Raw genomic sequence first — 20,818 nt, forward strand, 5'->3', positions numbered from 1 at the left:
TCCGACGCGCTCCTGACCGGCGGGAGAACGGATGGCAGACTGTTCGTTCGGCAGTGGTCGTCGGACGAACGAGAGTGACCCCGGGTGGACGTGAAGGACATGGGCACGGACCTTGAGAAAGTGCTCATCACCAAGGAAGAGATCGACGCGAAGCTCGCCGAAATGGCCGCGAAGATCGACGCGGAGTACGCCGGCAAGGACCTCCTGATCGTCGGGGTGCTCAAGGGCGCCGTGATGGTCATGGCGGACCTCGCCCGCACGCTCTCCACGCCCGTGACCATGGACTGGATGGCCGTGTCCTCCTACGGCGCGGGCACCCAGTCCTCCGGTGTCGTCCGGATCCTCAAGGACCTCGACACCGACATCCAGGACCGGCACGTGATGATCGTCGAGGACATCATCGACTCCGGCCTCACCCTCTCCTGGCTGCTGTCCAACCTCGGCTCCCGGCATCCGGCCTCGCTGCGGGTCTTCACCCTGCTGCGCAAGCCGGAGGCGGCGAAGGTGCCCATCGACGTGGACTGGGTGGGCTTCGACATCCCCAACGAGTTCGTCGTCGGCTACGGCCTCGACTACGCGGAGAAGTACCGGAACCTGCCCTTCGTCGGCACCCTCGCACCGCACGTGTACGGTGGCTGAGACAGCCTGCGGCCCCATGTGCGCGGGCTGAGGGGGAAGGCCGGACGCCGCCTCCAGGTGGCCGGACGCGGGCCGGCAAGGTCCCGCCCGGGGAACACCGGGGCGTTTCCCGCCGTTGGAGCATGGGAAAGCCGGTTTGTTAGCCGTCCCCGCCGGGGGCGGGTGACAATTCTGGGGTACCGTCCGAACGACAGTCGTTTCAGTTTGGACCCATACAGGCATACGCACGGCCACAGGCTCGGTCAGGAGCCAGCCGTGCCTCACTGGGCAGGAGGGACGGGGCGTACGCCGCCCCGTGTGGATGGACGTGAAGCGCTACTTCCGTGGGCCGGTCATGTGGATCGTGCTGGCCGTCCTCGCCGTGGTCCTGTTGATGCAACTGGTCGGCTCCTCCGAGGGCTACAAGTCCGTTGACACCGCCAAGGTCGTCGCCGCGATCGAGAAAGATCGCGTCAGCTCCGCGGAGCTGACCACCGGCAACAGCGAGACCATCAAGGTCCAGCTCAAGGGCGACGACGAGATCGACGGCAGCGGCAAGGTCCAGGCGAACTACATCGACACCCAGGGTGCCGACCTCGCCGACCGGCTCCAGACCAAGTTCGAAGGCGGCCACATCCCCGACGGGTACTCGGTCAAGGAGACCAAGGACAACCCGTTCCTCAGCATCCTGCTCTCCCTGCTGCCGTTCGTCCTGATCGTCCTCGTCTTCCTCTTCCTGATGAACCAGATGCAGGGCGGCGGCTCCCGGGTCATGAACTTCGGGAAGTCCAAGGCCAAGCTCATCACCAAGGACACCCCGAAGACGACCTTCTCCGACGTGGCGGGTGCCGACGAGGCCGTGGAGGAGCTCCACGAGATCAAGGAGTTCCTGCAGGAGCCCGCGAAGTTCCAGGCCGTCGGCGCCAAGATCCCCAAGGGTGTGCTGCTCTACGGCCCGCCCGGCACCGGCAAGACGCTGCTGGCCCGCGCGGTGGCCGGCGAGGCCGGCGTGCCGTTCTACTCCATCTCCGGGTCCGACTTCGTCGAGATGTTCGTCGGTGTCGGCGCCTCCCGCGTCCGTGACCTGTTCGAGCAGGCCAAGGCGAACGCGCCGGCGATCGTCTTCGTCGACGAGATCGACGCGGTCGGCCGGCACCGCGGCGCCGGCATGGGCGGCGGTCACGACGAGCGCGAGCAGACGCTGAACCAGCTCCTCGTCGAGATGGACGGCTTCGACGTCAAGGGCGGCGTCATCCTCATCGCGGCCACCAACAGGCCCGACATCCTCGACCCCGCCCTCCTGCGCCCCGGCCGCTTCGACCGGCAGATCGGCGTGGAGAGCCCCGACATGCAGGGCCGGCTGGAGATCCTCAAGGTCCACCAGAAGGGCAAGCCCGTCGCCCCCGACGTGGACCTGTCCGCCGTGGCCCGGCGCACCCCCGGCTTCACCGGCGCCGACCTCAGCAACGTGCTGAACGAGGCCGCGCTGCTCACCGCGCGCAGCAACCGGAAGCTGATCGACAACGAGATGCTGGACGAGGCCATCGACCGCGTGGTCGCCGGCCCGCAGAAGCGCTCCCGGATCATGTCGGAGAAGGAGAAGAAGATCACCGCGTACCACGAGGGCGGGCACGCCCTGGTCGCGGCGGCCTCGCCCAGCGGCGACCCGGTCCACAAGGTGACGATCCTCTCCCGCGGCCGGGCCCTCGGCTACACGATGGTGCTGCCCGACGAGGACAAGTACTCCACCACCCGCAACGAGATGCTCGACCAGCTCGCGTACATGATGGGTGGCCGCGCGGCCGAGGAGCTGGTCTTCCACGACCCGACGACCGGCGCCGCCAACGACATCGAGAAGGCCACCGGCCTCGCCCGCAAGATGGTCACGCAGTACGGCATGACCGAGCGGCTCGGCGCGATCAAGTTCGGCTCCGACCAGTCCGAGCCCTTCCTGGGCCGGGAGCTCTCGCACCAGCGCGACTACTCCGAGGAGGTTGCCGCGCTGGTCGACGAGGAGGTCAAGAAGCTGATCGAGACCGCGCACAACGAGGCGTGGGAGATGCTCGTCGAGAACCGCGACGTGCTGGACAACCTGGTGCTGGAGCTGCTGGAGAAGGAGACCCTGGGCAAGGAGGAAATCGCGGAGATCTTCCGCCCGCTGGTCAAGCGTCCGCTGCGGCCGGCGTGGACCGGCTCCTCGCGGCGTACGCCCTCCACCCGGCCGCCGGTCACCTCCCCGCGGGAGACGAACGGCTCGGGCCCTGCGGGCCCGAGGATGCTCGACAAGGCCGAGACTCCGCAGGTCGGCGGCGGGCTGCCGGGCGGTCTCCAGGGCGGCACACTGCCGGGCGAGGGCCCGCAGCACCAGCCGTCGCCGAGTGAGGGCGGTCAGCCGTAGCGGATACTGCTGGAATGTGTGCAGCGCCCCCGAGGTTCTAGCCTTGGGGGCGCTGGCCATGGGCGCAGGTACGAGAGGCACCACGATGACGGATGCGGCTGTCCGGCCGGGACACGGCGACACGGAGTACGGCGACACGGAATACGGCAACGCGGAGTACGGCGACTTCGACGAGAAGCGCGCCGAGGACGCCGTGCGGGAGCTGCTCATCGCCGTCGGCGAGGACCCGGACCGCGAGGGTCTGCTGGAGACGCCGGCGCGGGTGGCGCGCGCGTACAAGGAGATCTTCGCGGGGCTGCGGCAGCGTCCCGAGGACGTACTGACGACGACGTTCGACCTGGGCCACGACGAGATGGTGCTGGTCAAGGACATCGAGGTGCTGAGCACGTGCGAGCACCACCTGGTGCCGTTCGTGGGCTTCGCGCACGTGGGATACATCCCGTCGCAGGACGGGAAGATCACGGGGCTGTCGAAGCTGGCGCGGCTGGTGGACGTCTACGCGCGCCGGCCGCAGGTGCAGGAACGGTTGACCACGCAGGTCGCGGACTCCCTGATGGAGATACTGGAGCCGCGGGGCGTGATTGTGGTCATCGAGTGCGAGCATATGTGCATGACAATGCGGGGAGTGCGCAAGCCGGGGGCGAAGACGCTGACGTCGGCGGTGCGCGGGCAGTTGCGGGACCCGGCGACCCGGGCCGAGGCGATGAGCTTGATCAGGTCGCGCTGATGGGGAGCGGGGGTACGGAGCCGGGAGCCTGCTGCGCACCCGGCCGCGGGGCGCAGGGGAGCGGGGCGGAGGAGCCCGCTGCCCCGGCGCCGGCGGAGGCCGCCCCCGTAGCGGGAGCGGGGACGTACGAGCCGCGCGGAGGGTGGCGGAAGCTGCCCGGCGGGACGTTTCTGATGGGCTACGACGACGGCCCGTACCCGGCGGACGGGGAGGGCCCGGCGCGCGAGGTGACGGTCGACGGCTTCGCGGTCGCGGCGACGACGGTGACGAACGAGGAGTTCGCGGCCTTCGCCGACGCCACGTCCTACGTCACGGACGCCGAGCGCTTCGGCTGGTCCTTCGTCTTCGCGGGCTTCCTGCCCAAGAACTTCCCGCCCACCGCCTCACCGCCGCAGACGCCCTGGTGGCGGCAGGTCTTCCAGGCCGACTGGCGCCACCCCGAGGGCTCCGGATCGGGCCTGCGCGGCCGGTGGGACCACCCGGTGGTGCACGTCTCGCACACCGACGCGCTGGCCTTCTGCGACTGGGCGGGCGCCCGGCTGCCGACGGAGGCGGAGTGGGAGTACGCGGCGCGCGGCGAGCTGGAGGGCCAGCAGTACCCGTGGGGCGCGGAGCGGGATCCGGAGGGCGCGTACCGGATGAACATCTGGCGCGGCAGCTTCCCGGACCGCAACACGGCCGCGGACGGCTACCGGGGCACGTGCCCGGTGGACGCCTTCGAGCCGAACGGCCACGGGCTGTACAACGCGACGGGGAACGTGTGGGAGTGGTGCGCGGACTGGTTCCACGCGAGGCACCACCGCAACGGGCCGCGGGACAACCCGCGGGGGCCGCGGATGGGGCAGTCGCGGGTGCTGAAGGGGGGGTCGCATATGTGCCACGAGTCGTACTGCATGCGGTACCGGACGTCGGCGAGGATGGGGAACACGCCGGACAGCTCCAGCGGCAACACGGGCTTCAGAACGATCCGCGAGCCCTGACCCCCACACCTCCGCCACCCGCGCGCTGGCACTCCTGCCCGCACACCCGCCCCAGGGTAGGCACTCCCTCTGACATCGCACAGGACTGCGTCGGCGCCGACGGACTGCCCCCGGACTGCCCCGCACACCCGCCCCAGGGTAGGCGCCCCCTCTGACATCGCTCCTGCCTGCTCTCGCCGCCTCGGGCGCCCCGCGCCCCGCCCTGCCGCCCTGAGCCGCCCTGAGCAGCTCCGCCCTGCCGCCCTGAGCCGCCCTGAGCCGCCCTGAGCAGCTCCGCCCTGCTCAGACCGCCCTCGGCGCCGCCCCGGCGCCCTGCCGCGCCCCGTCGTACCGGAGGCGCATACGCTGGTGGTATGACGGATGCACGCAGGGGGCAGGTGGCAGGGCTGCCGGACTTCGGACGCTGCGCCGTCATGGGCGTCGTCAACGTCACCCCCGACTCCTTCTCCGACGGCGGCCTGTGGTTCGACTCCGCGACCGCCATCAAGCACGGCATCGACCTCGTCGCCACCGGCGCCGACATCGTCGACGTCGGCGGCGAGTCCACCCGCCCCGGCGCACCCCGCGTGGACGAGGACGAGGAACTGCGCCGCGTCCTGCCCGTCGTACGGGGCCTCGCGGCCGAAGGCGTACTCGTCTCCGTCGACACCATGCGCGCCACCGTCGCCGAACGGGCCGTCGCCGCCGGCGCCCGGCTCGTCAACGACGTCAGCGGCGGCCAGGCAGACCCCGCGATGGTGCCGACGGTGGCCGCGGCCGGGGTGCCGTTCGTCGTCATGCACTGGCGCGGGCAGTCCATCGACATGAACAACCGCGCGGTCTACGAGGACACGGTCACCGAGGTCGTCGAGGAGATGCGCCGCAGCCTGGACCGGGCCGTCGCCGGCGGGATCGGCTTCGAGCGGATCATCGCCGACCCGGGCCTGGGCTTCGCCAAGGAGGCGCCGCACGACCTCGTGCTGCTGAACAGCCTCGCCCGGCTGCGCGCGGAGCTGGGCCGGCCGCTGCTGGTCGCGGCGTCGCGGAAGCGGTTCCTCGGGCGCGTGCTGGCCGGCCCCGACGGTTCGCCGCCGCCGGCGCGCGAGCGGGACGCCGCGACGGCGGCGGTGTCGGCGATAGCGGCGCGCGAGGGCGCGTGGGCGGTACGGGTGCACGAGGTGCGGCCGACGGCGGATGCCGTACGGGTCGCGTCGGCGCTGGAGGGCAACGGGGCGTAGCAGCGCGGGAGGGGGCGCACCCGCTGCCCCTCCCCGCAGGCGTCGCCGCACGCCATCCCCCTGCCCCGAACCCGCAGCCCCGGTCGTGTGGCTTGTCAGAGGCCGCAGGTACATTCGATCGAGAGCTCCGGGGCAGCAGGCAGCCGCAAGACGCAGAAGGCGAGGTGAGCCATGACCGATGCCGACCGGGTTGCGCTGCACGGCCTCAGGGCCCGCGGCCACCACGGCGTCTTCGCGCACGAGCGCGCCGAAGGCCAGCCGTTCGTCGTCGACCTCGTCCTCCACCTCGACACCCGCCCGGCCGCCGCCACCGACGACCTGGCGCGCACCGTGCACTACGGCGTCGTAGCGGAAGAGGCCGTCGCCATCGTCGAGGGCGAGCCCGTGGACCTGATCGAGACGCTCGCCGAGCGGATCGCCGCGCAGTGTCTGACGCACACGCCCGTGCAGCAGGTGGAGGTGACGGTGCACAAGCCGGACGCGCCGATCACCGTTCCGTTCGACGACGTGACCATCACCATCACCCGAAGCAGAGGTTGACCATTGAATCGCAGCGACCCGACCGTGCAGCCAGTGCCGCGTTCCGTGGTCGAGCAGGTCGACGCGGCCGACTCGACCCTGCAGAACCCCAAGAGCGCCGTGCTCTCCATCGGCAGCAACCTCGGCAACCGCCTGGAGACCCTCCAGGGCTCCGTCGACGCCCTCGAAGACACCCCCGGCCTCCGCGTCAAAGCCGTCTCACCGGTCTACGAGACCGACCCCTGGGGCGTCGAGGCGGGCAGTCAGCCGGCGTACTTCAACGCCGTCCTGCTCGTACGGACCACCCTCCCGCCGACGTCGCTGATGGAGCGGGCGCACGCCGTCGAGGAGGCGTTCGCGCGTACCCGGAACGAGCAGTGGGGCCCGCGCACGCTGGACGTCGACATCGTGGCGTACCAGGGCGTCGTCTCGGACGACCCCGCCCTGACCCTGCCGCACCCCCGTGCGCACGAGCGCGCCTTCGTCCTCGTCCCGTGGCACGACGTGGACCCCGCGGCGGAGCTGCCGGGGCACGGGCCGGTGGCTGAGCTGCTGGCGCACGTCGGCCGGCAGGGCGTGCGCCCGCGCGCGGATCTCGAACTGCGGCTGCCCGACTGAGCGCGTCCTGCGGGCCCTACGGGGCTACGATCTCTGGGAGTTCTGGGAGGAGCGCGTTCGGTGAGGCAATTGCGCATCGGGGTGTTGGCCGGCATCTTCTTGGTGGCGGGAGTGCTGGCCTGGGCGGGATCCCGGCTGTGGAACTCGGTGGGTACGCTGCCGAGCGTCCCCGTCGCCGCCCCGGTGGTGCTCGCGGTGATCGCCACGATCCTCACGGCGACGGCCCTGTCCATCCGCTCCCGCCTCGGCGCCCAGCGCGACCGCGACCCGCAGGCCAAGGGCGTCGACCCGCTGATGGCGGCGCGGGCGGTGGTGCTCGGCCAGGCGAGTGCGCTGGTCTCGGCGCTGGTCGCGGGGTTGTACGGCGGGCTCGGGCTGTTCCTGGTGCTGGACGGGCTTGACTACGGCACGCGCCGCTCCCAGGTGGTGTACGCGGCCCTGGCGGTGGTGGCCGCGGGGCTGGTCGTCGCGGCGGCGCTCTTCCTGGAACGGGTGTGCAAGCTGCCGGACGACGACGATGAGGACAAGGACCGCAAGCCCCCGCGGGCCTAGGGCCCGTACCGTACGGCCGCTAGGCTCGATGGCATGACTGCCGCGCCCACCGGAGACGCCGCGCCCGCCGCACGCACAGCCCCCGTGACGATCGGCATCGGAGGTGCGGCAGAGCAGACCGACATGGTGCTCAACATCGGCCCGCAGCACCCCTCGACCCACGGCGTGCTGCGCCTGCGCCTGGTGCTCGACGGCGAGCGCATCCAGACCGCGGAACCGGTCATCGGCTACATGCACCGCGGCGCGGAGAAGCTCTTCGAAGCCCGCGACTACCGCCAGGTCATCGTGCTGGCCAACCGCCACGACTGGCTGTCGGCGTTCTCCAACGAGCTGGGCGTGGTCATGGCCGTCGAGCGCATGCTCGGCATGGAGGTGCCGGAGCGGGCGGTGTGGCTGCGTACGCTGCTCGCCGAGCTGAACCGGGTGCTCAGCCATCTGATGTTCCTCGGCTCGTACCCCCTCGAACTCGGCGGCATCACCCCGATCTTCTACGCCTTCCGCGAACGTGAGGACCTGCAGGCCGTCATGGAGGAGGTCTCCGGCGGGCGGATGCACTACATGTTCAACCGCGTCGGCGGCCTCAAGGAGGAGCTGCCCGCCGGCTGGACGGACCGGGCACGTGCGGCCATACGCGCCACGCGCGCGCGGATGGACGTCTTCGACCGCCTGGTGCTGGGCAACGAGATCTTCCGCGGCCGTACCCGCGGCGTCGGCGTACTGCCCCCGCAGACGGTGCACGCGTACGGCGTGAGCGGGCCCATAGGGCGCGCCTCCGGGGTGGACTTCGACCTGCGGCGCGACGAGCCGTATCTGGCGTACGGGGAGTTGAGCGGCACGCTGCGCGTCGAGACCCGCCGGGAGGGCGACTGCCTGGCGCGCTTCGAGGTGCTCCTGGCGCAGACGCACAACTCCCTCGACCTGGCCGACGCCTGCCTGGACCGGCTGGCGGAGCTGCCGCCCGGGCCGGTGAACCAGCGGCTGCCGAAGGTGCTGAAGGCGCCGGAGGGGGAGACGTACGCCTGGACGGAGAACCCGCTGGGGCTGAACGGCTACTACCTGGTGTCGAAGGGCGAGAAGACGCCGTACCGGCTGAAGCTGCGCTCCGCGTCGTTCAACAACATCCAGGCGCTGACCGAGCTGCTGCCGGGGACGCTGGTGGCGGACATGGTGGCGATCCTGGGGTCGATGTTCTTCGTGGTCGGGGACATCGACAAGTGAGGAGGAACGGGGGCGAATCCCCGTTCAGCTCGCCTGCTCCAGGTTGATGACACGCCCGACGGGCCCGTGGGGGTCGTCGTCGGGGTCGTCGGCGTCACCGGAGGAGGCCGAAGGGGCGTCCGCCTCAGCCTCGGACTCGGCCCCGGCTTCGGCTTCGGCCTCGGCGAGGACCTCGGGCCCGACGACATCGGCGAGGTCGGTCCCGGCGTCAACGGGCTCGTCGGGGCCGGAACGGTGGCCGCCGGCGGTCTCACGCCCGGACACCGGGGGAGGCACCTGCGGGGAACCGCCGACCGCGGGCTGCGCGGGGGACTGGGCCCGCTGCGGCCGGGAGAAATAGCTGAAGCCGGCGGCGTCGCCGGAGGGCGCCTGCTCGTGGGTCTGCCCGAGCCCCTGACGCGCGGCGTTGCCGGCGAGGCTGTCGAGGGCGTGGGAGGCGCGCAGGTACGCGCTGGCGGAGGGCGGTCGCTGCGGCGACGGAGAGCCGGCGGGCGGCAACTGCTTGACGGGCGACGCGGCCTCGATAGCCAACTGCCGCCGCCCCTCGAGCGCGGCGGCGCGCTCGGACTCGGCGGTGGCGTACCGCGCGAGCAACGCGGCGTGGTCCGTACGCAGCCGGGCGAGGTCGCCGTGCCGCGACCCGAGCCGCTTCTCCAACTCCCCGCGTATCCGGCGCGCCTCTTCGAGGTCGCTCTTCACCTCGGCCAACTGCTCCTCGTGCCGCCGCTCGGCCCGGGCCAGCGCCCCGGTCGCCTCGGTGACGTGCAGCGCGGCCATCCGGTCCCGCAACCGCATGAACGCCGAAGCCCCCACAGCAGCCCCGGCACTCCCCACGGCCAACCACCGCACGGCGGACCCGTCCCCGGGAACCAGCCAGGCCGCAGCCGCGCAACCCAGCGCGACCGCGGCGAACGACACGGGCGGCAGGAGCCCGCGCATCGGCGAGGAGAAGCGGTGGCGTCCACGAGGCATAGGCCGCAACTTACCGTGGAGATGTCCCAAATGGAGCAGCCCAGAACCAATTGTTTCCCGCCAGTTACGTCCCACCCACCCGACACCCCGCCCCCCGCGGAGACCGGTCCGCGCCGGTCGGTCGATCTTGGACGGCCCGGGGCCGACCAGGGCAGACCGGGAGCGGTGGGGGGCGGTCGGGCGGGCGGGGGTGCGAATTCGGGGAATCGGTTTAGCGGGAGGGGATCCGCCTGGCTCGGAGCCGGTGGCCGATGGAATTTCATCACTGCCGGATGAGGCAATAGGTGACGGAAATTCGACGGTGGTGCAACTCGATGGACCTTCGATAGCGTCACACCCCAGAGAGATCCCCCTACTCCCCGGAGCCGATGTGAAGCGCCGCCCTATCCCCGCCGCCGCGGCGGCCGTTGCCGCCCTGAGCCTGCTCCTCGCCGCCTGCGGCGACAGCGACGACGACACAAAAGCGAACGACAAGATCACCGGAGCCGACTCGCCCACCCCGTCCCCGTCGCCGTCCGAACTGGACGACGGGAGACCGGAGATCGAACTGCCGGACGAGGCGAAGAACGTGTTCGAGGGTTGGGAGACCGGTGACCCGAAGAAGGACGCGGTCCTGGCGGACAGTGCCGCTTCCGTCGATTCGGTGGACGAGGCTATTCTGCGCGGAACAACAGACACCGAGGCGTTGGAGTTTTACAATTCCGGAAACGCTCTCATGTCGTCGCTGCAGTACATCAACGGCTACCTAGACAAAGGGCGGTCGTGGGCGGGAACCACCCGGTACTTCAATCAAGAAGTGACCTTTCGGGACGATGGGGCGGTGTCCGTCATCTATTGCTCCGACGAGAGTGACTCCTATATTACGAATGCGGACACCGGTAAAGCGATCGAGGATTCCTCTGGCGGCGCCAGTGCGTATGTCCTGTACAACACCCGCCTGGAGAAAAATGCGGAGGATGTCTGGCAGACCGTCAATGTCGTCTCGAAGCGGGGGGCGGAACAGTGCGAGGGGTGAAGTTAGCAACGTCGGTGGTTGCATTCGCTGTCGTCGTCGGCACTCTGACCACCACCGAAAGCCTTGCGCAGAGCGGCGGGCGAGCCGCTGGCGGTAGCCGTGGAGGCGACACGGTGGAAAAGGGAGGAACCGGCGGTGGAGCTGTCTCCGCCACCGCGGGAGCCGAGATCGAGATCGAGCAGGCCGGTGGCAGCGATGCAGGCGGCTCCGGCTCCCTTGCCCCCCTCGCCGACTGGACACCCCCTGCGTGTTGGTACGCACCCAAGTGGACGGCTCGGGAGGCCGCGCAGACCAGGTTTGACGGAGGAATCGACATGAGCCCGCAGCATGATGCGGGCAACGCGGAGGCGATGAGGGACAAGTACGTAGATGGAAAGCACGGGCCCTTCAATGTTGAGAAGAACGACGAGGGGTTCTGGTGGGGTGTTTACACGGATCCCGACCAGGCCGACACTCTTGCAGCCGCTGAGTGTCTCGGGACGCCCTTCTGGGTCGATATCGGTGACGAGCCGCCTGCCGAGATCGAGAACGCCATCAACCCCGAGATTCTCGCCCAGCTCGCCTACCAGGAGATCCGCATCCCGGAGGCCACGCCAACCCTGCAGCCCGACACCGGCCGGCAGGTCGTGAACCTCCCCACCTGGGTGTCGCTCGACGACGCCGCCTTCCAGCCCGTGTCGGTCACCGCATCCGTCGACGTCCTCGGCATCTCCGCCACCACCACCGCCACCCCCGGGAGTCTGCACATCGACGCCGGTACCGACGACGCCCTCACCTTCCCCGAGTCCGGCGAATGCCCCCTCAACGACGACGGCAGCGTCGGCCAGAAGCGGCCGGCCGGCGCCGAAGGGCCGCCGCCGTGCGGTGTGCAGTACCTCCGCTCCACCGAGGCGACGGGGCCGTACGAGTTCGCGGGCACCGTCACGTGGGACGTCAGTTGGACCGGGACCAACAACCCCGAACCTGCCGAACTGCCCTCCGGGACATACGGCAGTGAACAAGAGGTCACGGTCAGGGAAGTCCAGTCCGTCGTCCGCTGAGTGAGCAGGTTCGGTGGTGGCGGGTGGGGGCTTGATCACGCCCTGACCCGCGGCCGGATCGTCTTCCGTTACCGGAGCTTGCGCCGGTGGCCGCCGCCCGCGGGGACTGATCCCGGATTCCGGCTCCCGGTCGCGGTGTACCCGTGGCCCGGACTCCGGCGACCACGCGCACGGCCCTGGCGCCGGCCATCGCACCGGCAGCGCGGCCCGCGAGTCTGGCCCGAGCCGCGTACCCCGCCCTGAGAGCGGCAGTCGTCGGGCGATGTTGCCGCGCAGGTGCGAAATGGTATTTCAGAGTTGCCTCATGAGGCAATGCCTGGCGAGAATTCGACGGTGGTGTGTCGGCGCCGACTTCGGCTAGCGTGACGTCACGCAGGGATATCTCGACCTCGGCTGAAGGAAGTTGATGGCGGACTTAAAGATCAAGGGCGACGTTCTCGATGATCTGTTCCACACGTTCACGACCATGGCCAAACGCATGGACTACGCCGCCCGGTCGAAGAGAGGCGCCGACACCGACGTGGTCGGAGCCTGGATGCTCATGCGGGAGCTGCAGGATTTCGCCGAGTCCTGGGAATACGGGATCGGGCAACTCGGAGAGCACGCCGACGGGGCCGCCAAGATGCTCCGGAAGATTGCCACGGACTTTGACGGGCTGGAAAAGGAGCTGGAAGCAGCCCTCCAGCCCAAGGGGAGCTGACGTGGCCGACAAGGACTACCCCACCCTCGGATTCGACCCGACCCCCGGTGACGCGCACAGCACCAAGTACTTATCCCGCACCGTCGGCCGGCTGGCCGGTGAGCTGGGCACCACGGCCAGGGAACTGGAGCGCCTCGACAAGGGAGCGTGGAAGGGCAAGGCCGCTAACGCCTTCGCCGACCACGTGTCAGACAAGGTCACTCCCGATATCAAGCGGGCGCACGAGTCGTTCGAGAAGGCCGCAAGAGCACTGCGACGCTGGTCCGACAAGTTGGAAGACTTCCAGGACGAGGCGCGTGCGTTGGAGCGCGAGGCGCGGCGGAAGCAGGAAGCTCTCGGCGACGCGCAGCGCCTGCTGGACGCGGGCAAGGCGACACCGTTCCCCGGCGCGTCGGATGACGACAAGGCGTCGGACGCGCAGAAGGAGCAGCAGGAGAAGCGCGAGAAGGCCGCGGAGGAGGCCGGTGACGCGCTGGACGACGTACGGAACCGGGCGGAGGAGCTGAAGGGGCGCTACTTCGCGGAGGCGTGGTCGATCTCCCGGGAACTGGACAGTGCCGGCGACATAGCCCCGGACGAGCCGGGGCTGTTCGACCGTATCGCCAGCGGGGTGTCGGATGCACTGGGCGACACCCTCGACTGGGTCCAGGACCACGCGGACCTGATCAAGGCGATCGGTGACGTCCTCAGCTACGTCACCGTCGCGTTGACCGTGCTCGCCATTGCCACTGCCCCCTTCCCGCCGATCGGTGCGGCCTTCGCGACGGCGGCGCTGTTCTATGCCGGCTTGACGCTGGTGACGCACGGGGTGGCGAAGGCGGCGGGCGCGGATGTCAGCTGGACGGCCCTGGGGCTGGAAGCTCTCGGGTTGATACCGGGCATGGGTGTGTTCGCTAAAGGGGTCAAGATCGTCGGCAAGGGTGCGGCGGAAGCCCGGGTCGCCCAACTGGGAGGGAATTTCGCGATGAAGCAGGTGCCGAGCGTACGCAACATTGTCTCCACCGGGGACCTCGCGGGCACGGTCCGCGGCGGCGTCAGGCTCACCATCGCGGGCAAGGGTGTCGCCCTGTGGGGGAAGAACCATGACGTCTTCATGCTGGCGGACGACTTCAGCAGGACGAGCACCAAGATGGCCGCGATCAGCGAGCCCACCCGCCGCGGGCGGATGCTCGGCAGCATGGGCCTCGACATCGTCACCGGGGGGAAGGTGGCTATCAACCCGATGTCCGTGGGAGGGCGGCTACTGGATACGGGTACCAAGCTCGCTCCGCAGTTGGCCGCGCCGATCGTCGAGCGTCTCCCCGGTGATCCGGTGGGAAGTCTCGGGGACCGTCTCCAGGGTGCGTTCGGATAGGGAAGGGAGGAGTGCCATGGCCTGGTATCCCCGAGCGGGCGAGACGTTCTTGTACCGAGGACCGATGGCTTTCGCCACCGGAGTGGCGGCACCCGTCGCCGGCATGCGGTTCTTCCGGGACACTGATCGCCGTGACATCCAGCACGAGTTACCTGGCTGGCCCGAAGGGCCACGTTACGTCGTACGTGACCGGGCGGGCCGGAGCACGCGGCGGGTTGGACGGGGGGTGTCCGTGGGACTCCAGTTGGTCGTGGGCTTCGCCCTGAGCGCGGTGACCATGGGCACGTTCGGCCCCAGCCTGCGCGGTCGGCCGGAGGACCCGGCCAATGAGGTCGAGGACTTTCCCGTCATGTGGGCGGCGCCGGGTACCGTCGCCCGCAACCTGCCGTGGCAACTCGACCCGAAGCGACGCACGAAGAAATACAGCACCCACGCCATCGCGACCGACCGGCGACTGGTCTTCGTCGGCTTTCCCGACGAAGACACCACCCGTGACGAGGTGCTCGGCGAATTCGACCGGGCCTGCATCGCGCGGGTCGCGCGACAGAAATTCAGCAGCGAACAGCGCGACATCCGGGTCGACTTCGCCGACGGCTCATGGTGCCGCCTCCACTCTGACAGGGAGGATTCCGTCGAGGAATTCGTCCGCCATCTGGAGGCGCCGCCTCAGCTTGTCCCCGAGGAACAGCTCACTCCCGGCCAACTCGCCACCATCCACAAATGTGTCACATCCGCCGCGAGCTTCAACAATAGAGCCCCCACCGACTACGACGGCTGGAACGTCACCCTCAGGCCGAGCGGAAACTTCTTCTTCCAGGCGTGGTGGTACCGGGCCGATCCCTGGTCCGGTGCCGTCGGTCCGAGCGCCATCATGGACCGCGACGGAAACCGGGCCTACGACCCCAGCGACTTCGCCTCCGCCGACCGTCAGGGACCTGCCTCATGAGCGCCCCCGCAGACCTCACCGCAACCCCGCCCGGGACAGGCATCCCACCGATGTGGTTCACCGTCCCCGACGGATTCCACCCCCTGCCGATCGCGGCCACCGCCGAGGAGCGCACCGCCCTGGCCGACGCATTCGTGCGGGAGTTGTACCCCAACGGCGACGACGCACTGTGGGCTGCCTCCGCACCGTACTACGGTGCAGTGGGGGAGTTCATGGGCAGCAGTGGGCTCTCCTATTCCGCGATGGGGCTCTTCGCGCGGGACGACGGCGGAGTCGTGCACTGCACGCTCACCGCCGCGGGCATCGAGTCCAGGCACACTTCCGTGGAGGCGGCAGCCAACGGAATAAGGGAAGTCCTGGTCCGGGATCCCACGAACGATGCGCGGTGGGTGGATCTGCCATGTGGGCCAGCGGTTTCGTGTATTACCTTGCGGGAATTCACCGTGCCCGCGGAGCTGGCCGCCGACGGGAAGGAGACGAAGCTCCACACGGCACAGATCCAAGTTCATGTCCCGTTCCCCACCGGGCCGTACCTAGCGGTCTTCACACTCGACACCACGGCCCTGGACTATTGGGGCGAGTTCTGTGAGATGACAGCAGCAATCATGCGAACCGTCAGCTTTTCCCCGCCCCAGGAAGAGGAGACTGCCCCGTCCAGCACGCAGAGCCACCCGTGAAGCGCCGAAAGTTTCCCGCCGTTGCCGCCGCCGCTGCGGGACGACCCGGCGCAACCTGACGCCGAACCCCCCCGCCCCGCCGGGGTGAACCGGCGGGGCAGAGGGCAGGGGGTCGGGTGATCGGCGGGGGTCAGGAGCCGAGGAGGTTCTTCTCCTCCAGGTACTCCTTCGCCGCGTCCTCCGGCTTCATCCGCTCCGCGTCGACCTTGCGGTTCAGCTCGATCAGGTCCTCCGTCGTCAGCACCTGGGTGAGCTTGTCCAGGGTGGCCGCGATCTCCTTGTCGCCCGCCGCGTCGGCGTTGACGACCGGAAGGATGTTGTCCGCGTTCTGCAGGCCCTTGTCGTCCTCCAGGAGCACCAGGTCGAAGCTGTCCAGGGTGGCGTCCGTGGTCGTCGTCAGGGCGAGCTGGTTGGTGCCGTCCTGGACCGACTGCTTGGCCGCCGGGGTGCCCACGCCCAGGGGGTCGATCTTCGTGATGTCGATGTCGTACGTCTTCTCCAGGCCCGGTTCGCAGAACGGGCGCTCCGGGCATTCGTCGCCCGCGGCGAGGCGGATGGGGTCGCCGGTCTTGCCGAGGTCGGAGAGGGTCTTGAGGTCGTTCTCGGCGGCGAAGTCCGTGGAGACGGCGAAGGCGTTCTGGTCGACGGCGTCGCCGGCGGAGAGCACCTTGAGGCCGCGGGGCTCGGCGAGCTTGCGCAGCGCCGCCACGGTCTCGTCCACGTCGTTGGAGGCGACGGGGTTCTTGTCCGGGGCCTCCACGCCGTTCTCCTTCGCGTTGAGGAACTCGGCGAGGGTCGCGGCGTACTCCGGGAAGACGTCGATGCTGCCCTTCTCCAGCTCCGGCTCGTACAGTTCGCGGTTCTCCAGCTTCTTTATCGTGACGTCGTAGCCGGCGTCCTTCAGCATCGCCGAGTACAGCTCGGCGGTCACCGTGGAGACCGTGAACCCGGCCTGGCCCACCACCAGGGATGACTTGTCGTCGTCCGAGGAGTCCGTGCCGCCCTTTTCCTCCAGGCTGTCGCCGCCGCAGGCCGCGAGCCCCGCGGTCAGGGCGGCGGCGGCCAGCACCGAGGCGGCGGCGCGGGCGCGAACGCGGTTGGTAATCAAGGGATTCTCCGTCCATAGGGAGTCGGTAGTCGTGGCATTACTGGAAAAAGGGGGGGCTGGATGACTGGTGATTCTGTTGAGTATCCGGAGGAGAATGCCGGCATTTTGGGGGTACGCCGACGGCGCCACGTGACACGGCGCTGCGCTGCGCGCGACGTGACGCCGAACCCTACAGCGACGCCGGCACGGACTTCTGTTCCCCCGGCGGTACGTCCGCACCCTCCGCTCCCGGCGCCGCCAGGTCGTCTCCTGGCGTCCGCCGCCCGCGTCCGCGGCGGCCGTTGCCACGGCCGCGCATCGGGTCGAGCAGCCGCTCGGCGACGACGAGCACGCCCTCCAGCACCAGGGCCAGCACCGCCACCAGGAAGGCGCCGGCCACCACCATCGGTGTGTTGTACGTCCGGAAGCCCGCGGTGATGATCCGGCCGAGCCCGCCGCCGCCCGCGATGGCCGCCAGCGTGGCCGTCGCGACCACCTGCACCGTCGCCGACCGCAGGCCGGTCATCACCAGGGGATAGCCCAGCGGCAGCTCGACCCGGCCCAGCAGTTGCGGTCCGGACATGCCCATGCCCCGCGCCGCCTCCACCACGTCCCTGTCGGCCTCGCGGATCCCCACGTAGGCGTTCGTCAGCAGCGGCGGCACCGCGAACAGCACCAGCGCGATGACCGTCGGCCAGTCGCCGTGCATGCGCAGCGGCGTGAGCATGAGCAGCCCGAGCACCGCCAGCGTGGGCACGGCCCGCCCGATGTTCGAGATGTTGATCGCCAGGGTGCCGCCCCTGCCGATGTGGCCCAGCCAGAACGCGATCGGCAGCGCGATGGCGCAGGCTATGGCCAGCGACATGCCGGTCAGGTACAGGTGTTCGCCCAGCCGTACGCTGATGCCGCTCGGACCCGACCAGTTCGACCCCGTCGTCAGCCAGGTCCACGCGTCCGCGATCGTGCCCATCAGGCCGCCTCCTTCTGCCGCCCGGCGGTACGCAACCGGAACCTGCCGCCACCGCTGCGCCGCTGCGCTCGCGTCCACGGCGTCAGCAGCCGCTGGACACCCAGGAGCAGCAGGTCCGCCAGCACGGCGAGCAGCACGCACAGCACCGACGCCGTCAGCACCTGCGCCTTGAACAGGCTGCGCATGCCCTCGACGATCAGGTTGCCCAGGCCGCCGTAGCCGATGATGCCGCCGACGGTCGTCATCGCGATCGTCGACACCGTCGCAATCCGCAGCCCGGCCATGACGGCGGGCAGCGCGAGCGGCAACTCGACGGCGAACAGCAGCCGCGTCTGCCCGTACCCCATACCGCGCGCCGCCTCCCGCGTCTCCGCCGGAACGGAATCGAGGCCCGCCAGCAGATTGCGGATGAGGATCGTCAGCGAATAGAGCACGAGGCCGGTGACGACCACGGACGCCGAGATGCCCATGAGGGGGACCAGCAGGGAGAACATGGCGAGCGACGGAATCGTGTACAGCACCGTCGTCAGGCCGAGCACCGGTCCCGTCAGCACCCGCCAGCGGCGGGCGATCAGGGCCAGCGGGAAGGAGACAAGCAGGCCGATCGCCACGGACGCCAGCGTGATCCAGACGTGCTGGACCGTGGCGTCCACGAGCTCGTCGCTGCGGCTGCGGACGTATTCACCGCAGATCCACTCGTTCGCTGCCAGGCAGCCGGAGGCTTTCACGCCACCGCTCCTTCCCATAGGCAGCTCCATTAGACCCTCCGCCACTGACACCGGGGGCGGCGGGCGGGGCAGAATGAGGAAACATGATCCGATTCGAGCACGTGACCAAGCGGTACCCCGATGGGACTACCGCGGTGAACGACTTGTCGTTCGACGTCGCCGAGGGCGAGCTGGTGACGCTTGTCGGCCCGTCCGGCTGCGGCAAGACCACCACGCTGAAGATGGTCAACCGGCTCATCGAGCCCACCGCCGGCCGCATCGAGGTCGACGGGCAGGACGTCATGGCCGCCGACCCCGTCGAACTGCGCCGCCACATCGGCTACTGCATCCAGAACGTCGGCCTCTTCCCTCATAAGAACGTCCTCGACAACACCGCCACCGTGCCCCACCTGCTGGGCACCCCGCGCGACAAGCGGCTGAAGCGGGCGGCCGAGCTGCTGGAGATGGTCGGCCTCGACCCGCACGAACACGGCCGCCGCTACCCCGACCAGCTCTCCGGCGGCCAGCGCCAGCGCGTCGGCGTGGCGCGGGCGCTGGCGGCGGACCCGCCGGTGCTGCTGATGGACGAGCCGTTCGGGGCGGTGGACCCGGTGGTGCGGGAGCACCTGCAGAACGAGTTCCTCAAGCTGCAGGCACAGATGCGCAAGACCGTGCTCTTCGTCACGCACGACATCGAGGAGGCGGTACGGCTCGGCGACCGCATCGCGGTGTTCGGCGAAGGGGACATCGAGCAACTCGACTCGCCGGCGGCGGTCCTGGGCGCGCCCGCGACCCCGTACGTGGCCGACTTCGTCGGCGCCGACAGGGGCTTGAAGCGGCTGTCGGTGACGGAGATCGAGCACGGTGACCTGGAGCAGCCGCCGGTGGTCCGGCTCGACGACGACGCGCGGAGTGCCGCGGTGGCGCTACGGGACGAGGGCGCGCGGTGGGCCGTCGTGCTGGACAGCGACGGTGAACTGCACGGGTGGGTCGCGGCCGACGAGATCGCCAAGGGCGGCGCGGTGTCCGACTACGCGCGACGGATGGACGCCTGGCTGCCGCTGGGCGCGAGCCTGAAGAAGGCGTTCGCGACGATGCTGCAGTACGACGCGGGGTGGATCGCGGTGGTGGACGCCGAGGAGACGGGGCGGTTCGCCGGCGTCCTGACGCCGACGAGCCTGCACGAGGCGCTGCGGCGGTCGATCGACGCGGACGCGCGCGCGGTGGCGCGGACGGAGGTGGAGCTGGACTCGCTGTCGCAGGTGTGAGAGCCGCCGCAGGCGTGCGGCGCTGCCGCGCAGGCGCGGCGCGCGGCGGCACGGGCCCGGGCGGCGGTCCGTACGGAACGGGCCCGGGCGCTGCGGAGCCGCGCCGGGCGGCGACGCGTACGGGCGTCGGCCTGCCCGGGCCCGCGGAGTCAGGGGAGGACCGGGGCGATGCCCACGTGGTGGGCCAGCCAGGTGAAGCCGCCGAGCCCCGCGGGGTCGAGGAGTTCGGCGGCCTGCCCGGCGGCGGCGAGTCGCCGCAGGTAGCCCGCCGGGTCCGTTGACGCCAGCGCCAGCGGCGGCCGGCTCCCCTCCAGTCCGAGACCGCGCAGCCCGTCCCGCTGCGACATCGGCAACGGCGGCCCGCCGCCCTCCGCCGGCCCCGCCACCAGCGCGGCTGCCACCGCGTCCAGCGCCACGTGCGCCGTCACGTCGCAGCTCCCGTCCGGCACCGGGGCGACCTGGTGCCCGTCGCGGAACGCCGTCAGCGTGCCGTACGGGGGACGGGTGGCCCGGGTGTGGGCGTAGTCCGCGGTGAGCGCCAGCCCGGCGGTCAGCGTCGTGACCGCCGCCGACCACGCCGCGTCGCGCGGTGCGCCGATCTCCGCGCGGCTGCCCGGCGGCGCACCCGCCAGCGGCCACCAGCGGCGCAGCCACTCCGCGTCGGCGCCGGTGATCTCCGTCCCCAGCCGCTCCGTGCCGTCCGCCGCGACCTCCACGTACCGCGGCACACCCACCTCGTCCGTCTCCGCGACCTCCACCGGCACGTTGTCCAGCCACTCGTTGGCGAACAGCAGGCCCCGCACCCCCGCCGGCGGCTCCGCCAGCCACGTGATCCGCTCGTCCAGCCCTTCCGGCCGCGGGCCGAGCTCCACCGCGTACGCCCGCAGCCGCCCCGGCCCGCCGTACGCCGCCAGCACCCCCGTCAGCAGCTCCCCGCGGCCCGCTCCGACGTCCACCACGTCCAGCTCCGCCGGCCGCCCCAACGCGACCGCCACCCGCCGCACCAGCTCCGCCACCGCCGCCGCGAACAGCGGCGACGCGTGCACCGAGGTCCGGAAGTGCGCCGCCGCCCCGTCCCCAGGTCCGCCCCGGCGGTAGAAGCCCTCCGGCCCGTACAGCGCCCGTCCCATGGCCTCCCGCCAGCGCAGCCGGCCCCCCGCGCCCCGTCCGCCCGTCCCACCGTTCTCCACAGGCGCATCCTCCACCCTGCGGAGTAGTTGCATGTGTCAGGGATC

Annotated in this window: 21 protein-coding genes; 16 read left to right on the top strand and 5 right to left on the bottom strand. The window is 70.4% G+C overall.

Going from position 1 to position 20,818, the window contains the following annotated elements; all coding sequences use genetic code 11:
* The first annotated feature begins 99 nt into the window (after positions 1-99).
* The 9 genes from hpt to B124_RS20275 all read left to right on the top strand — a co-directional run bounded on the left by hpt (position 100) and on the right by B124_RS20275 (position 8,847).
* Entirely contained in the window at positions 100-639 is a 540-nt protein-coding gene (gene hpt, locus B124_RS20235; protein ID WP_496504364.1) for a hypoxanthine phosphoribosyltransferase, read from the top strand.
* Positions 640-940: 301 nt separating this feature from the next.
* Entirely contained in the window at positions 941-3,016 is a 2,076-nt protein-coding gene (gene ftsH, locus B124_RS20240) for an ATP-dependent zinc metalloprotease FtsH (RefSeq protein ID WP_496504296.1), read from the top strand.
* Between the two features lie 85 nt (positions 3,017-3,101).
* Positions 3,102-3,743 (top strand): GTP cyclohydrolase I FolE, encoded by a 642-nt coding sequence (folE, locus tag B124_RS20245; RefSeq protein ID WP_496504297.1) that lies wholly within the window; start codon positions 3,102-3,104, stop codon positions 3,741-3,743.
* The gene (locus tag B124_RS20250; RefSeq protein WP_496504298.1) at positions 3,743-4,723 is read left to right on the top strand and encodes a formylglycine-generating enzyme family protein; all 981 of its coding nucleotides are present in this window, start codon (positions 3,743-3,745) and stop codon (positions 4,721-4,723) included. Before folE ends, B124_RS20250 begins: the two co-directional genes overlap by 1 nt.
* Before the next feature lie 353 nt (positions 4,724-5,076).
* Positions 5,077-5,940 carry a dihydropteroate synthase gene (gene folP, locus B124_RS20255; protein ID WP_496504299.1) on the top strand — a complete coding sequence of 288 codons (864 nt, stop codon included), beginning with the start codon at positions 5,077-5,079 and terminating at the stop codon, positions 5,938-5,940.
* A gap of 171 nt (positions 5,941-6,111) precedes the next feature.
* Positions 6,112-6,480, top strand: a complete 369-nt coding sequence (folB, locus tag B124_RS20260) for a dihydroneopterin aldolase (protein WP_496504300.1) — start codon at positions 6,112-6,114, stop codon at positions 6,478-6,480.
* 3 nt (positions 6,481-6,483) lie between these two features.
* Positions 6,484-7,077: a 2-amino-4-hydroxy-6-hydroxymethyldihydropteridine diphosphokinase gene (gene folK / locus B124_RS20265; protein WP_496504301.1), complete on the top strand. Its 594-nt coding sequence runs from the start codon at positions 6,484-6,486 to the stop codon at positions 7,075-7,077.
* 60 nt (positions 7,078-7,137) lie between these two features.
* Complete coding sequence (locus tag B124_RS20270; RefSeq protein ID WP_496504302.1) at positions 7,138-7,629, top strand: DUF3180 domain-containing protein; 492 nt, start codon at positions 7,138-7,140, stop codon at positions 7,627-7,629.
* A gap of 33 nt (positions 7,630-7,662) precedes the next feature.
* Positions 7,663-8,847, top strand: coding sequence for an NADH-quinone oxidoreductase subunit D (locus B124_RS20275; RefSeq protein WP_496504303.1), 1,185 nt, complete (start codon positions 7,663-7,665; stop codon positions 8,845-8,847).
* Between the two features lie 24 nt (positions 8,848-8,871).
* Here the strand turns inward: B124_RS20275 and B124_RS20280 are convergent, their stop codons facing one another.
* Positions 8,872-9,819, bottom strand: a complete 948-nt coding sequence (locus tag B124_RS20280) for a coiled-coil domain-containing protein (RefSeq protein ID WP_496504304.1) — start codon at positions 9,817-9,819, stop codon at positions 8,872-8,874.
* A 370-nt stretch (positions 9,820-10,189) separates the two neighbouring features.
* Between B124_RS20280 and B124_RS20285 the strand changes: the two genes are divergently transcribed.
* The 6 genes from B124_RS20285 (at position 10,190) to B124_RS20310 (ending at position 15,551) form a co-directional block, all read left to right on the top strand.
* Positions 10,190-10,834 carry a hypothetical protein gene (locus B124_RS20285; RefSeq protein ID WP_496504305.1) on the top strand — a complete coding sequence of 215 codons (645 nt, stop codon included), beginning with the start codon at positions 10,190-10,192 and terminating at the stop codon, positions 10,832-10,834.
* Positions 10,835-11,148: 314 nt separating this feature from the next.
* Positions 11,149-11,874 carry a hypothetical protein gene (locus B124_RS20290; RefSeq protein ID WP_496504306.1) on the top strand — a complete coding sequence of 242 codons (726 nt, stop codon included), beginning with the start codon at positions 11,149-11,151 and terminating at the stop codon, positions 11,872-11,874.
* 406 nt (positions 11,875-12,280) lie between these two features.
* Positions 12,281-12,574 carry a hypothetical protein gene (locus B124_RS20295; RefSeq protein ID WP_496504307.1) on the top strand — a complete coding sequence of 98 codons (294 nt, stop codon included), beginning with the start codon at positions 12,281-12,283 and terminating at the stop codon, positions 12,572-12,574.
* Between the two features lies 1 nt (position 12,575).
* Complete coding sequence (locus tag B124_RS20300) at positions 12,576-13,928, top strand: enoyl-CoA hydratase/isomerase family protein (RefSeq protein WP_496504308.1); 1,353 nt, start codon at positions 12,576-12,578, stop codon at positions 13,926-13,928.
* Between the two features lie 64 nt (positions 13,929-13,992).
* Positions 13,993-14,874: a hypothetical protein gene (locus B124_RS20305; RefSeq protein WP_496504309.1), complete on the top strand. Its 882-nt coding sequence runs from the start codon at positions 13,993-13,995 to the stop codon at positions 14,872-14,874.
* Entirely contained in the window at positions 14,871-15,551 is a 681-nt protein-coding gene (locus B124_RS20310; RefSeq protein ID WP_496504310.1) for a hypothetical protein, read from the top strand. The genes B124_RS20305 and B124_RS20310 overlap by 4 nt, the downstream gene beginning before the upstream one ends.
* A 130-nt stretch (positions 15,552-15,681) precedes the next feature.
* On the opposite strand, the gene B124_RS20315 is transcribed toward B124_RS20310, so the two are convergent.
* The 3 genes from B124_RS20315 to B124_RS20325 form a co-directional block, all read right to left on the bottom strand.
* Positions 15,682-16,620, bottom strand: coding sequence for an ABC transporter substrate-binding protein (locus B124_RS20315; protein WP_496504365.1), 939 nt, complete (start codon positions 16,618-16,620; stop codon positions 15,682-15,684).
* A gap of 208 nt (positions 16,621-16,828) precedes the next feature.
* On the bottom strand, positions 16,829-17,608 hold the full coding sequence (locus B124_RS20320; RefSeq protein WP_496504311.1) for an ABC transporter permease: 780 nt from the start codon (positions 17,606-17,608) through the stop codon (positions 16,829-16,831).
* Positions 17,608-18,336 carry an ABC transporter permease gene (locus tag B124_RS20325; RefSeq protein ID WP_496504312.1) on the bottom strand — a complete coding sequence of 243 codons (729 nt, stop codon included), beginning with the start codon at positions 18,334-18,336 and terminating at the stop codon, positions 17,608-17,610. The genes B124_RS20320 and B124_RS20325 overlap by 1 nt, the downstream gene beginning before the upstream one ends.
* 83 nt (positions 18,337-18,419) lie before the next feature.
* Between B124_RS20325 and B124_RS20330 the strand changes: the two genes are divergently transcribed.
* A complete protein-coding gene (locus B124_RS20330; RefSeq protein WP_496504313.1) occupies positions 18,420-19,583 on the top strand; it encodes an ABC transporter ATP-binding protein in 1,164 nt (387 codons plus the stop codon).
* A gap of 149 nt (positions 19,584-19,732) precedes the next feature.
* Here B124_RS20330 and B124_RS20335 read toward each other — a convergent pair whose 3' ends face one another.
* Complete coding sequence (locus tag B124_RS20335; RefSeq protein ID WP_496504314.1) at positions 19,733-20,773, bottom strand: SAM-dependent methyltransferase; 1,041 nt, start codon at positions 20,771-20,773, stop codon at positions 19,733-19,735.
* Between the last annotated feature and the right edge of the window lie 45 nt (positions 20,774-20,818).

Source organism: Streptomyces sp. CNP082 (assembly GCF_059570535.1).